The sequence below is a fragment of the Nocardia sp. NPDC004711 genome (assembly GCF_053601595.1).
This window is the reverse complement of record NZ_JBSGCB010000013.1, coordinates 141,660-155,089: the sequence shown is the minus strand read 5'-3', so window position 1 is coordinate 155,089 and position 13,430 is coordinate 141,660. Positions and strand designations below refer to the sequence as shown.

The 13,430-nt window shown below is 69.5% G+C and carries 11 protein-coding genes; 4 read left to right on the top strand and 7 right to left on the bottom strand.

Annotated elements, in window-relative coordinates:
• The first annotated feature begins 198 nt into the window (after positions 1-198).
• The gene (locus ACWEKS_RS15480) at positions 199-1,167 is read left to right on the top strand and encodes a sigma-70 family RNA polymerase sigma factor (RefSeq protein WP_354837030.1); all 969 of its coding nucleotides are present in this window, start codon (positions 199-201) and stop codon (positions 1,165-1,167) included.
• A gap of 210 nt (positions 1,168-1,377) precedes the next feature.
• On the opposite strand, the gene ACWEKS_RS15475 is transcribed toward ACWEKS_RS15480, so the two are convergent.
• On the bottom strand, positions 1,378-2,190 hold the full coding sequence (locus tag ACWEKS_RS15475) for a helix-turn-helix domain-containing protein (RefSeq protein ID WP_452340684.1): 813 nt from the start codon (positions 2,188-2,190) through the stop codon (positions 1,378-1,380).
• 86 nt (positions 2,191-2,276) lie between these two features.
• Here ACWEKS_RS15475 and ACWEKS_RS15470 point away from each other — a divergent pair, with 86 nt between their 5' ends.
• Positions 2,277-3,128, top strand: a complete 852-nt coding sequence (locus ACWEKS_RS15470) for an SDR family oxidoreductase (protein WP_452340683.1) — start codon at positions 2,277-2,279, stop codon at positions 3,126-3,128.
• A gap of 26 nt (positions 3,129-3,154) precedes the next feature.
• Here ACWEKS_RS15470 and ACWEKS_RS15465 read toward each other — a convergent pair whose 3' ends face one another.
• The 6 genes from ACWEKS_RS15465 to ACWEKS_RS15440 all read right to left on the bottom strand — a co-directional run bounded on the left by ACWEKS_RS15465 (position 3,155) and on the right by ACWEKS_RS15440 (position 11,522).
• Positions 3,155-3,625 (bottom strand): SRPBCC family protein, encoded by a 471-nt coding sequence (locus ACWEKS_RS15465; protein ID WP_452340682.1) that lies wholly within the window; start codon positions 3,623-3,625, stop codon positions 3,155-3,157.
• Positions 3,622-3,978: an ArsR/SmtB family transcription factor gene (locus ACWEKS_RS15460; protein ID WP_354837038.1), complete on the bottom strand. Its 357-nt coding sequence runs from the start codon at positions 3,976-3,978 to the stop codon at positions 3,622-3,624. Before ACWEKS_RS15460 ends, ACWEKS_RS15465 begins: the two co-directional genes overlap by 4 nt.
• Positions 3,979-4,095: 117 nt before the next feature.
• Positions 4,096-4,482, bottom strand: a complete 387-nt coding sequence (locus ACWEKS_RS15455; RefSeq protein ID WP_452340681.1) for a hypothetical protein — start codon at positions 4,480-4,482, stop codon at positions 4,096-4,098.
• A 230-nt stretch (positions 4,483-4,712) separates the two neighbouring features.
• A complete protein-coding gene (gene ppc / locus ACWEKS_RS15450; RefSeq protein ID WP_452340680.1) occupies positions 4,713-7,475 on the bottom strand; it encodes a phosphoenolpyruvate carboxylase in 2,763 nt (920 codons plus the stop codon).
• Between the two features lie 77 nt (positions 7,476-7,552).
• Positions 7,553-10,255, bottom strand: coding sequence for a bifunctional acetate--CoA ligase family protein/GNAT family N-acetyltransferase (locus ACWEKS_RS15445; protein WP_452340679.1), 2,703 nt, complete (start codon positions 10,253-10,255; stop codon positions 7,553-7,555).
• A complete protein-coding gene (locus ACWEKS_RS15440; RefSeq protein ID WP_452340678.1) occupies positions 10,248-11,522 on the bottom strand; it encodes an acetoin utilization protein AcuC in 1,275 nt (424 codons plus the stop codon). Before ACWEKS_RS15440 ends, ACWEKS_RS15445 begins: the two co-directional genes overlap by 8 nt.
• A gap of 219 nt (positions 11,523-11,741) precedes the next feature.
• Between ACWEKS_RS15440 and ACWEKS_RS15435 the strand changes: the two genes are divergently transcribed.
• Positions 11,742-12,428 (top strand): metal-dependent transcriptional regulator, encoded by a 687-nt coding sequence (locus tag ACWEKS_RS15435; RefSeq protein WP_354837046.1) that lies wholly within the window; start codon positions 11,742-11,744, stop codon positions 12,426-12,428.
• A gap of 3 nt (positions 12,429-12,431) precedes the next feature.
• Complete coding sequence (galE, locus tag ACWEKS_RS15430; protein ID WP_452340677.1) at positions 12,432-13,412, top strand: UDP-glucose 4-epimerase GalE; 981 nt, start codon at positions 12,432-12,434, stop codon at positions 13,410-13,412.
• Positions 13,413-13,430 lie beyond the last annotated feature (18 nt).

The following is a 13,430-nucleotide window of genomic DNA, read 5'->3' as shown; positions in this document are numbered from 1 at the left end:
GGCGGTGGGCAACCACCCGGTCACCGAGGGTCGTCCGCCGGTGGCGCGTGTTCCCGGCGATGCGCGCTTCTCAGGAACTTCTCAGCCGTGCGCCGTAAAAACCGCAGATCAAGCGCGGTTTACCGGTGGTCTGGCGGGGAACTTTCCTGAAGTCGGGTCCGTTGAACGGAGCGAGACACCACCGACAGGAGGCAAGTCATGACAAGCCCCGCCACCACTGACGTGCGCACCAGCGAACAAGACCTCGACGCCCAGAGCCCCGCCGCCGACCTGGTACGTGTGTACCTGAACGGGATCGGTAAGACGGCGCTGCTGACGGCGGCCGACGAGGTCGAGCTGGCCAAGCGCATCGAGGCGGGCCTCTACGCTCAGCACCTGCTGGAGACGAGCAAGCGTCTGTCCGCCGCGAAGAAGAAGGATCTGGCGATCCTGGTTCGCGAGGGTCAGGCCGCCCGCCAGCACCTGCTGGAAGCGAACCTCCGCCTCGTGGTCTCCCTCGCCAAGCGCTACACCGGTCGTGGCATGCCGCTGCTGGACCTGATCCAGGAGGGCAACCTGGGTCTCATCCGCGCCATGGAGAAGTTCGATTACACCAAGGGCTTCAAGTTCTCGACCTACGCCACCTGGTGGATCCGCCAGGCCATCACCCGTGGCATGGCCGACCAGTCCCGCACCATCCGCCTCCCCGTCCACCTGGTCGAGCAGGTGAACAAGCTGGCCCGCATCAAGCGGGAACTGCACCAGCAGCTCGGGCGGGAGGCCACCGACGCGGAACTGGCCAACGAGTCGGGCATCCCGGTCGACAAGATCGCCGACCTGCTCGACCACAGCCGCGACCCGGTATCCCTGGACATGCCGGTCGGCAATGACGAAGAGGCCCCGCTGGGCGACTTCATCGAGGACTCCGAGGCCACCTCCGCCGAGAGCGCCGTCATCGCCGGTCTGCTGCACCGCGACGTGCGCAGCGTGCTGGCCACCCTCGACGAGCGCGAACAGCAGGTCATCCGCCTGCGCTACGGCCTCGACGACGGCCAGCCGCGCACCCTCGACCAGATCGGCAAGCTCTTCGGCCTGTCCCGCGAGCGCGTCCGCCAGATCGAGCGCGAGGTCATGTCCAAGCTCCGCAAGGGCGAGCGCGCCGACCGCCTGCGCGCCTACGCCAGCTAGTTCACACCCGCGGAGCCGGTCCCCCTGCCCGGCTCCGCACTCTCTGATCGTCGGGCCACTTTCGAGGCGCTGGCCCGATTCCCGCCGGCCGATTCCGCTGCCCGAACGTCCCCTCCGGGCGCGCAGAGTCGGCCGGCGTTTCCATGCGCCGGGTCCTCCGATGCGAATGTGGTTGCCGGGCAGCGGCGTCCGCACCCCTGCGGCCCAGGGTCAGAGCCGGGTCAGGGATTGGCAGGGGCTGGGGGCCGGGATATCGCCGCGGAAGTAGGCGGTGGGCGGAACGCCCATGAGGGAGCGGAAGTCTGCGGTCATATGGGATTGGTCGTAGTAGCCGGAGGCCGTGGCCACGTGTGACCACGGCGTATTGCCCGCGGCGGCCAGGACCTGACGAACCCGGGTGATGCGGGCATAGTGCTTGGGCGACACGCCGATTCCGGCGGCGAACAGATTGCGCAGCTGGCGTTCGGAGACGGCCAGGTCCGCGGCCAGTGCGGTGACCGGGCCGGCGGTGTCCATGGCGGCGACCGCCGAATCCAGTAGCCGGCGGTGGTCGCGGCGAACCGAATCCTCCGAGAGGCGGTGCGGGAGCACGGCTTCCAGGAAGGGGGCGACCTCGTCGGGATCGAGCTCGAGCAGCCGGTCGGCCAGATCGGCGACCGGGCCGGGCAAGTCCGACAGCACGGCGATCCGGTCGGTCAGCTGGGCGGCCGCGATGCCCAGCAGGGGCTGGGACGCACCGGGAGCCAGGCGGATTCGGGTGCAGCCCGCGGCCGTGTCCGGGCTGGAGTAGGTGGCGCGGGTGCGCGGGCCCAGCACCCACGCGTCCCGGCGGCCGGATTCCTCGGTGCGCAGCACGATCGAGGTGACCGCCTGGGGAATGTGGGTGAAGGCGGCGGACCCGGGGTGGACGGTCGGAATGCAGGCGATCTCGGTGATCCACGGACGCAGCGCGGCAGGCGGGGTCAGGCGGCGTTCGAGATCCTCGGCGGTCACGACTGGAGCCAGGGTTTGCGCAGTGGTCACCCGATCAACTCTAGGCAGCTTCGGCGGTCACGGGTGTGCCGGTTTTTCCTATAGCCGGACGGGGGTGGGTCGGCAGGGTGATTCCCATGATCGTTATCACCGGTGCCACGGGCACCATCGGAAGTGAAGTCGTCCGGCAGCTGGCGGCGCGCGGGGTGAAAGTGCGCGCGGTGACCCGGAATCCGGAGAGCGCCCAGGTCCCCGACGGCGTCGAGGTGGTGCGCGGCGACTACGCCGACACCGCGTCGATGGCCCCGGCCTTCAGCGGGGCCGAAGCCGCATTCCTGGTCGGGCTGCTCGGACCCGACTATGTCGAACTGGATCGCGCGCTGATCGAGGCGGCCCGCGACGCCGGCGTCCAGCGCCTGGTGAAGCTGTCCGCCATCGGCACCGGCGACCCCGATCTGGGCCGGGTCGGCACCTGGCACGCGCCCGGCGAGCGGGCGGTCCGGGACAGCGGCGTGGCGTGGACCATCCTGCGGCCCAGCAGTTTCGCGTCGAACACCCTGAGCTGGAGCGCAGCGATCAAGGCGGGGCAGCCGGTGCCGAATATGACCGGCACCGGCGCGCAGGGCGTGGTCGATCCGCGTGATGTCGCGGCGGTGGCGGTGGAAGCGCTGCTCTCCGACGCGCATTCGGGCCGGGTGCTCACGCTCACCGGCCCGGCCTGGCTGACCACGCGCGAGCAGGCCGACGTCCTCGCCGCCGCGCTCGGCAGCCCGATCGAGGTCACCGATATCGCGCACGACGCGGCACGCGAGTTCATGCTGGGGGCGGGCATGTCCGAGGAATTCGCGGCCGGCGCACTGGCCGGCCATGCCTACGTGGCCGCGGGCGCGAACGCCATCATCACCGGCGACGTCGAGCGGGTGCTCGGCCGCGCGCCGCGCGGCTACGCCGACTGGGTGCGCGACCACACCGACTCCTTCACGGCCTGACGTCCCCGCCCCGGCCGTTCCCGGGCCTACTCCGGGGTCTGCTGGACCGGCTCGGCGTCCGCGAGGACGGACTCCAGCCGGTCCAGCATGCCCTTCCAGCCGCCGCCCATGATGCTGCGCGCCCGCTGCATGACCGAATCCTCCGGATCGAAACCACGGTGGCTGAACAGGATTCGGGTGCCGCGCCCCTCCGGCCGCAGGGTCCAGCTGATCACGCAGCCACTGTCCCGATCGGACTTCGCGTCGTTCCAGCTGACGCTGAGCAGCTGCGGCGCAACGACTTCCAGCACCTCGCCGCGAATCTCGCCGGAGAAGTTCTGACCGGGCATCGGCTGGGTCCTCATCTCGAAGACCGTGCCCACCACCGGTTCGAAACCGATGGGCCGCATCATCCACTGCCCCATGAGTTCCGGCGTGGTGAGCGCGCGCCACACCTTCTCCGGCGGATGCGGGTAGTAGTGATCGAGTTCGATCGTGGTGATGTCGTCGGTCATCATCGGTCCTTCTCCTCGGGATCGTCGGGCATGGCATCCAGCACCGCGCCCAGGTCGCGCAGCCGGGCCCGCCAGAACCGTTCGAACGGATCGAGCCAGGACTGCAAGTCGTGCAGCGGTTCGGGTTCCACCCGGTAGAACCGCTGCCTGCCGCGCTTGTCCTCGGCCACCAGCCCCGCATCCCGCAGCACCTTCAAATGCTCCGAGACACTGGGCCGCGCCATATCGAAGCGCTCCGCGATCACCTGCACCGACTGCTCTCCCTCGAGCAGCAGCTCGAGAATGTCGCGCCGGGTGGGGTTGGCCAGCGCCCCGAACACCCGATCGGCGGTCCCGGACTTCAAGCGGTAGGGCATGACCACACGATAGGTAGGAAACTACCTACCCGTCAACCGTAGGATTACTCCTACCCAATTGACCGAAAGACGGCCACGGAGTCGGACACCGTGGCCATCGAAACGAAACGACGGAACTCAGAACCCGAGACTGCCGGTGCCGATGCTGCCGCCACCACCGCCGCAACCCGTGGTCGAGGGAGTCGGGACCGGGGCACCGGCGGGCGCCGGAGCGACCACCACGGTCTGCGTCACCGAATCCGAACCCTGCGAGAGCGTGACCGTGTGAGTGCCCACGGTCGTCGGCGTCCACTCGGCGCCGAACCCGGCCTCGTCCATCCCGGGATAGAAGGCATAGAAGCAAACCCCGTTGTCGCGGAAGATCACCCGCGAGCTCGCGGTCGGGAACAGCGAACCACCGGCCATCGCCTGGATGCCCGCGGTCGCGCCGACCACGAAGCCACCGTTGGGCGGGATGATCTTCATCTGCAGCAGGCCGTCCGCCGAAGCGGTCGCCGCGGTCATTGCGACCACAGCAGCCCCGGCCATCAAACTCGTTGCACCCCAGCCGATTCGGCGACGGAGCGTTCTGCTCACACGCATTTGAAACTCCTGTTCGTCGACCCCGCCGACGGGGTCGACGAACACTAACGTTCGCAGAGTGTGAAATATCGAGATTCCATTTATCTGGGCTGCCCACGCTTTCCGGGGCAGCCGAGTCCCTTCGGGGGCAGCCGAGTCAGGGCCGAGTGCGGCTAGCCGGAGTTGCGGAGTGCGGTGGCCAGTCCGTTCATGGTGAGCAGGATGCCCCGCTCGACCAGTTCGGAGGTGTCGCCGGCCCGGCGGCGGCGTAGCAGTTCGACCTGGAGCTGGTTGAGGGGTTCGAGGTACGGGAAACGGTTGTGGATGGACTCGGCCAGGGCCGGGTTGTCGGCGAGGAGTTCGTCGGTGCCGGTGATGGCGGCGTGCATGCGGGCGGTACGGGTGAACTCGTCGCAGATCATGTGGAAGACGGTGTCGCGCAAGGCTTTATCGGGGACCAGGCCGGCGTAGGAGGCGGCGATGTCCATGTCCGCCTTGGCCATCACCTGGGCCAGATTGGACAGGACGGTGCGGAAGAAGGGCCAGCGGCGGTAGAGGTCGGAGAGGGTGGCCAGGCGGGCCGGGTCGTCGCCGATCCACTGTTCGAACGCGGTGCCGGTGCCGTACCAGCCGGGGAGCATGACGCGGGACTGGCTCCAGGCCATGACCCACGGGATGGCACGCAGGTCGTAGACGGAGTTGGTGGGCTTGCGGGAGGCGGGGCGGCTGCCCAGGTTCAGGTCGGCGACCTCCGCGATCGGGGTGGAGGCCCGGAAGTAGTCGACGAAACCGGGGGTCTCGTGGACCAGCTTCGAGTACGCCGCGCGGGCCGATTCGGCCAGCTCGTCCAGCATTTCGTAGGCGGGTTCGGCATCCGCGCCCAGGCCCTCGACATCGAGCAGGGTGGACTCCAGGGTGCCCGCGACGAGCGCCTCCAGATTGCGGTAGGCGGTGCCGGGATCGGCATACTTGGTGGAGATGACCTCGCCCTGCTCGGTCAGGCGCAGCGCACCGCGCACCGCACCGGCGGGCTGGGCCAGGATGGCGTCGTAGCTGCGGCCGCCGCCGCGGCCGACGGTGCCGCCGCGACCGTGGAAGAGCCGCAGGCGGATTCCGGTCTTGCGGGCCACCTCCACCAGGTTCAGCTCGGCGCGATACAGCGCCCAGTTGGCAGCCAGGTACCCGCCGTCCTTGTTGGAGTCGGAGTACCCGAGCATGACCTCCTGCTGCATGCCGCGCGCGGCCACCAGCCGCTGATAGGCGGGCACTTCCAGTGCGGCGCCGAGGATTTCGGCGCCGTCGCGCAGGTCGTCGATGGTCTCGAACAGCGGCACCACCCCGACCGGACTGGACGGTGGAGTGTCCGCGTCGCCCGGATCGAGAATGCCCGCCTCCTTCAGGAGCAGGGCGGCTTCGAGCATGTCGCTCACCGAGGTGCACATGCTGATGATGTAGTTGGGCACGGTGTCCGGGCCCAGATCGTCGAGCGCGGCCCTGGCGGCGCGCACCACTCCGAGTTCCTTGGCGGCGAGCTCGCTCAGCGCCGCGTTCGGTCCGACCAGCGGCCGGCGCGTGGTCAATTCGGCGGACAGCAGCTCGACCCGCCGCGCCTCGTCGAGGGAGGCGTAGTCGGAATGCACTCCGGCCCAGGCGAACAGCTCGGCCACGACCTGCTCGTGGGTTTCGGAATTCTGGCGCATGTCCAGGCCCTGCAGATGAAACCCGAAGGTCTGCACCGCGGCCCGCAGCGTGGCCAGCTGGTCATCGGCCAGCAGCCCGTCGCCGGATGCGCGCATGGAGGCGTCGACCACGCCCAGATCCGCCAGCAGCTCGGCGGGCGCGGTGTACGGTTGCGCGCCGACATCGATGCCGTCCGTGGGGATCTCCCCCAGCGCCCGGCGCGCGGTGGCGCTCAGCCGCGCACGGATACCGCGAACGGCACGGCGGTACGGCTCGTCAGCGCGCTGCGGTGAATCGTCGAATCCGGCGTCGGCGAGAGCCGACAGCTCCGGGGTCACCGGCACCAGTCGCGCCGACTGTGACAGCGTCTTCTCCAGTTCCAGCAGCGATTTCAGGTACCGGTCGAAGGCGACCGCACCCGCGCGGTGGGTGGCCCGGTGCACCACGTCGGCGGTGACGAAGGGATTGCCGTCCCGGTCGCCGCCGATCCACGAGCCGGGCCGCAGGATCGGGCGCGCCAGCAGTTCGTGTCCGGGCCACCGCGACCGCAGCGCGGCCCGCACCTGATCGTTGATGCGCGGGATGACATCGAACAGCGTCAGGTCGTAGTAGCGCAGCCCGACCTCGATCTCGTCCTGAATCCGCAGGCGCGCCAGCCGGATCAGCGCCGCCCGCCACAGCTGCAGTACCTGCCGGCGGATGTCGACCTCGAGCTCGGCGAACTCCGGCTCGTATTTGTTGTAGCGCTGCCGCTGCCGCATGAGCTCGGTGATCCGGGCCTGCACATCGAAGATGGTGCGGCGCCGGGTCTCGGTCGGATGCGCGGTGATGACCGGCGACACCAGGGCGTCGGTGAGCAGGTCTGCCACCATGTCCCCGTCCGGTCCGGTGGCGTCGAGCTTGCGGTAGGTGGCGGCCAGGCTGGAATCCTGGGGCGGCTCCCCCGCCGCCTCGTGCACCGCACGCCGCCGATCCCGCTGCAGGTCCTCGGCTAGATTGGCCAGCAGCAGGAAGTGGCTGAAGGCGCGGATCACCGGGATGGCGGTGCGGATGTCGACATCGCGCAGCATGTCGGCCACCGCGCTGCGCTCCACCTCGGAGCGGCGAATCCGGAAGGCCTCCACCCGGACCCGCTCGATCAGGTCGAAGATCTCCGCACCCTCGTGGTCGCGAATGGTGTCACCGAGGATCCCGCCGAGGAACCGGATGTCGTCGCGCAGTGGCGCGGTCGCTGTCTCGATCTGGTTTGCCTGCACTACGTTCACCTCTCCGAAGCACTGCTTCTGGTGTCCCGGCCGCTCGCCCTTGTCATAGTCGGGGTCGGGGCGGCTGCTCAACCCATCCGGCGCGGACCGATATCGAACCTGTTGGGTTCCGGCCCGATCCGCACCCGTCCGTACAGCACGGCCGCGCCCTCCGGCGAGGCCAGTACCGGTTCGCACTGCAGCTCCCGCACCTCCGGCAGGTCGTCGCACAGCGCCGAGATCCGTTGCGCCAGTTCGGCCAGCGCGCCCTTGTCCACCGGTTTGCCGATATCGCGGCCGCCCACGGTGCCCGACAGCAGCGGGGCGGCGCGGGGCGCGTCGATGAGTTCGGCCGACTCCGCCTCGGTCAGCGGCAGCGCCCGGTAGACGCGGTCGCCGAGCAGATCGATGATGGTGCCCGAGAGCCCGAAACTGATGACCGAGCCGAACGACGGGTCGTCCTGCACCCGGAAGGTACAGCCCACGCCCTTGGTCGCCATGCGCTGAATGTGTACCGGATTGCCCGAGATCTCGCGCAGGTCGGTGAACGCGCGCCGCACCGCGTCCGGGCGCCACAGATCCAGCCGCACCCCGGTGAGATCCGGCCGATTGCGCCACATTTCGCCGGTCGCCTTGGCCGCCACCGGAAAACCCAGCTCTTCGGCCGCGTCCACCGCGGCGTCGGCATCGAGCACCTCGCGGAACTCCACCACGCGAATTCCGTAGCAGCCCAGCAGTTCCGCGGCCTGCAGGTCGGTGAGCCAGTGCGCCGAGTCCGCGTTCATCCACTCCGCCACCAGTTCCCGTGCCCGCGCGGTGTCGACGCCGCCCGGACGGACCACCGGCGACAGCGGCCGGGTACGCCAGTCGGCGTAGCGGCGCGCCCGGGCCAGCGCCCGCGCGGCCCGTTCCGGATCCCCGTAGGAGGGAATGGAACCGCGCTCGAGAATTCCGCCCAGCCCGCGCGTGGCGAGCAGGTTGGGCATGCCCTGATCGGCGACGAAGGTGGTGAGAACCGGTGTGGCGGGATCGGATTGGGCGCCGGAGCGAATGGCCTCGGCGAAGGAGGCGACCGCCGCCGGCACCGGCGGCGAATAGATGACGATGACCGCGTCCACCGCCCGGTCGGTGACCGCCGCGGCGACCGCGGTCAGGTAGTCCGCCGGACTCGCCTGCGGCCCGAGGTCGGTGGGCTCATCGACCTCGAGTCCCTCCCCGCGCGCCGCGTCGACCGCCAGCCAGCTCAGCGCGGCGCTGTTGCCGATCACCGCCAGGCGCGGCCCGGCCGGCAGCGGCTGATAGGCCAGCAGCATGGCGCAGTCGAAAAGCTCGGTGATGGAATCGACCTGGATGATCCCGGCCTGCGCGAACAGATTGCGCACCAGCGACCGGTCCAGGTCCCGGTCCCCCTCCACCCGCGCGGCATTGCGGCCGCTGTTCACGGCCACAATGGGTTTGGTGTGCGCGACCCGGCGCGCGATGCGGGAGAACTTGCGCGGATTGCCGAAGGTCTCCAGGTACAGCAGCACCACATCGGTGTCCGGATCGCTGTCCCAGTACTGGAGCAGGTCGTTGCCGGAGACGTCGGCGCGGTTGCCGGCGGAGACGAAGGTGGACAGTCCCAGCTGCCGCGCCGCCGCCTCACCGAGAATGGCCGCGCCCAACGGTCCGGACTGACAGAAGAATCCGATGCGCCCGCGCCCGGGCAGCACCGGTGCGAGGGTGGCGTTCAGGGCGATCCGCGGATCGGTATTGGCGATACCGAGCGCGCTCGGCCCCACCACCCGCATACCGTGCGCCCGCGCGGCGTCGACCAGCTCCCGCTCGGCCTGATAGCCGTACGGACCGGTCTCGGAGAATCCGGCGGTCAGCACCACCAGCCCCTTGACGCCCTTGGCCATGCAATCGTCGAGTACCGACCCGATCTCGGTGGCGGGCACCGCGATCACCGCCAGATCGACCTCGTCGGGAATGTCGCGCACCGTCGGATACGCCCGCACCCCGCGCACGGCCGTGCGATTGCGGTTCACCGGGAACACCGGCCCCTGGTAGGCACCCGACAGCAGGTTGGCCAGCACCGCGCCACCCACCCGGCTGGTCGACGGGGTGGCCCCGATCACCGCGATGGACTTGGGCGACAACAGGTTCCCGACACTGCGCGCCTCCGAGGCTCGCTCCCGCGAATCCCGCACCGACAGCAGCGCCTCGGTGGGGTCGATGGCGAACTCCAGATGCAGCACCGACCCGTCGCGGCTGCGCTGCACCTGATATCCGGCGTCCCGGAATACCTGCACCATGGCATTGTTCTCGGCCAGCACCTCGGCCACGAAGGTCTCGAAATCGTTCTCGGCCGCCGCGCCCGCCAGATGCTCGAGCAGAATCGAACCCAGCCCACGCCCCTGATGGCCGTCGGCGACCACGAAGGCCACCTCGGCCGCACGGGGTCCCGGCCGATCGGCCAGGTACTCGTAGCGGCCCACCGCGATGATCTCGTCGCCGAGCTCGGTCACCAGCCCGACCCGGTCCCGATAGTCGACGTGCGTGGTCCGGTACAGATCCTTCGGCGTCATGCGCGGGTACGGACCGAAGTACCGCAGATACCGGGTGCGATCCGACAACCCCTCGTGGAAACGCTCCAGCGCCTCCGCGTCGTCGGGGGTGATCGGCCGCAATCCCACCACGCCACCGTCGGAGGCCAGCACGTCGGCGAACCAATGCTCCGGCGGCGGAGACGGATTCACGGGTGTGCCGGGCGTGTCCGAGGGCAGGGGCGGGGCGGCGGAGTCAGTCACGGGGATCCTCCGGATCCAGGCCGAGCAGGCCGAAACTCGCCCGGCGCGTAGCCAATACGGATATGTCGAGAGCCCGGCGGGCGCGGTCGGCGCGCTCGTCGCCGGTTTCGCGGCCGCCCCCGGGGCCGTCCCAGCGCGCGAAGCCGATATCCGCGCCGTCGCCCATGCTCTCGGGCACGGCGACCATGGGCGCGTAGGCGCCCACCTGCTCACGCCACTGCGGCGGCGTCGGGGTGGCGGGATCGATGGCGCGGTCCAGAGCCGTTGCCAGCAGATGGGTCCAGGCCCGGGGCACCACCCGGATCAGCCCGTACCCGCCGCCGCCGACCGCCAGCCAGCGGCCCTCGGCATATCGGTCGGCCAGATCGCGCATGGCGATGAAGGCGGCGCGCTGACCGTCCACCGTGAGTTCCAGATCCGCCAGCGGATCCTCGCGATGGGTGTCGACCCCGCACTGGCTGATCACGATCTGCGGCCGGAACGCCGCCAGCGCACCCGGCACCACGGCATGGAAACCGCGCAGCCACAACGGGTCCCGGGTGCCGGGCATGATGGGCAGATTGATGGCTGTCCCCTCGGCCGGACCCGAGCCCGTCTCCTCCGGCCATCCGGTGTTGGGCCACAGCGTCGCCGGGTGCTGATGCACCGAAATGGTCAGCACGCGCGGGTCACCGTAGAACACCCGCTGCACACCGTCACCGTGGTGCACATCCACATCGACATAGGCGATGCGGTCGAACCCGTTGTCCAGCAACCACGAAATCGCCACCGCTACATCGTTGTACACACAGAACCCCGCTGCCGAGGCCGGCATGGCGTGATGCATACCACCACCGATGCTCACCGCCCGCCGGGTGCGCCCGGCCGCGATCTCCTGCGCCGCGGCCAGGGTGCCGCCCACGATCACCGAGGCCGCCTCGTGCATGTGCGGGAAGACCGGATTGTCGGCCGAGCCGAGTCCGTAGGGCGGTGCGGTCGGAGCGGGTCCGGGCGGTTGCTGAGCGTGCTTGACCGCCTCGATGTAGTCATGGGTGTGCACCCGCAGAAGTTCCGATTCCGCGGCCGCCCCGGGTGTGATCAGCTCCACTCCGTCGAGTAGTCCGAGCCCCTCGGCGAGCGCCATGGTGAACTGCAGCCGCACCGGCCGCATGGGATGCTCCGGGGTCCAGGTGTAATCGAGGAACCGATCGGACCAGACGACGGTTCCATCGCCGGCAACGGTTCCATCGCCGATGGGGGTTCCGTCACCACGAGCTCGGCCAGGCATACCTGCCACGCTAATGCGTCGCACGAGTTCGTAGGCTTTGGACACCGCAATGCTGTCGTACCGGGATGGCAGGGTATCGCCGACGCTGTGTGCGCACGGAGAACCCGCAGGGAACACGCTGCCCGTCCTGGGTGTTGACAATGAGTTCGCGAAATAAGCTGTCGCCCGGTGCAGCCGCCGTGCATGGGTAGAATTCGTGCCGACGAAGGGGTTTAACAGGTGAAGGATCTGGTCGACACCACGGAGATGTATCTCCGTACCATCTACGACCTCGAGGAGGAGGGTGTCACGCCGCTGCGCGCGCGCATCGCCGAACGTCTCGAGCAGAGCGGCCCGACGGTGAGCCAGACGGTCGCGCGGATGGAGCGCGACGGCCTGCTGACCGTCGCCGGTGATCGCCACCTCGAACTGACCGAGAAGGGCCGCGCCATGGCGGTCGCCGTGATGCGCAAGCACCGGCTCGCCGAGCGATTGCTGGTCGACATCATCGGGCTGGAGTGGGAGAACGTGCACGCCGAGGCGTGCCGCTGGGAGCACGTGATGAGCGAGGAGGTCGAGCGCCGCCTGGTCGAGGTGCTCAACCACCCCACCACCTCCCCCTACGGCAATCCCATTCCGGGCCTGGACGAACTGGGCCTGCAGGCCAATGCCTCCGCCGACGAGAAGCTGGTCCGGCTCAGCGATCTGCCGACCGGGCAGGCGCAGGCCGTGGTGGTGCGCCGGCTCTCGGAGCACATCCAGACCGATCCGGAGACCATCAATCAGCTCCGGGAGGCGGGCGTGGTGCCCGACGCCCGCGTGACCGTGGAGACCAAACCGGGTGCGGTGATCATCTCGGTGCCCGGCCATGAGGGATTCGAACTGTCCGACGAGATGGCGCACGCCGTCCAAGTGAAGTTGGTCTGATACGTGAAGCTTCTGGTTACCGGAGGCGCCGGCTACGTCGGTGGCGTCTGCGCGCAGGTTCTGCTCGAGGACGGCCACGAGGTCGTGGTCGTCGACGATCTGTCCACCGGCAACGCCGACGGCGTCCCGGCCGGGGCCAAGTTCGTCGAGGGCGATATCGCCACCGCGGGCGCCGAGCTCATCGCGGCCGAATCCTTCGACGGTGTGCTGCATTTCGCGGCCCAGTCGCTGGTCGGCGAGTCGGTGGTGGCGCCGGAGAAGTACTGGCACGGCAATGTGGTGAAGACCCTCGCCCTGCTCGAGGCCATGCGCGACGCGGGCACCCCGCGGCTGGTGTTCTCCTCCACCGCGGCCGTGTACGGCGAGCCGGAGCAGGTGCCGATCGTCGAGGACGCGCCCAAGCAGCCGACCAACCCCTACGGCGCGTCGAAGCTGTCCATCGACTACGCCATCACCTCGTACGCGGCGGCGCACGGTCTGGCCGCGACCAGCCTGCGCTACTTCAATGTGGCCGGCGCGTACGCCGGGCTCGGCGAGAACCGTGTGGTGGAAACCCATCTCATCCCCCTGGTGTTGCAGACCGCACTCGGTCATCGTGAGTCGATCTCGGTGTTCGGCACCGACTACCAGACGCCGGACGGCACCGCGGTGCGCGACTACATCCACATTCGCGATCTGGCGCAGGCGCACCTGCGGGCGCTGGCGCAGTCGCAGCCGGGCGTGCACCGCATCTTCAATCTGGGCAGCGGCACCGGTTTCTCGGTGCGCGAGGTCATTTCGGCGTGCGCGCGGGTGACGGGCCTGCCGATCAATTCGGTGGACGCACCACGCCGTGCCGGTGACCCCGCCGTGCTGATCGCCTCCAGCGCCAAGGCCATCGCCGAACTCGGCTGGCGACCCGAGCACACCGATCTCGACGAGATCGTCTCCGACGCCTGGGATTTCCTGCGCTCGCTGGGCGACCGCGCGCACAGCGCGCGCTGAGTCCGCGGCGCCGGCCGT

Coding starts and splice junctions, on each gene's coding strand:
- ACWEKS_RS15480 (WP_354837030.1), top strand. CDS start 199: ATGACAAGCCCCGCCACCACTGACGTGCGCACCAGCGAACAAGACCTC.
- ACWEKS_RS15470 (WP_452340683.1), top strand. CDS start 2,277: ATGATCGTTATCACCGGTGCCACGGGCACCATCGGAAGTGAAGTCGTC.
- ACWEKS_RS15465 (WP_452340682.1), bottom strand. CDS start 3,625: ATGATGACCGACGACATCACCACGATCGAACTCGATCACTACTACCCG.
- ACWEKS_RS15460 (WP_354837038.1), bottom strand. CDS start 3,978: ATGCCCTACCGCTTGAAGTCCGGGACCGCCGATCGGGTGTTCGGGGCG.
- ACWEKS_RS15455 (WP_452340681.1), bottom strand. CDS start 4,482: ATGACCGCGGCGACCGCTTCGGCGGACGGCCTGCTGCAGATGAAGATC.
- ACWEKS_RS15440 (WP_452340678.1), bottom strand. CDS start 11,522: ATGCCTGGCCGAGCTCGTGGTGACGGAACCCCCATCGGCGATGGAACC.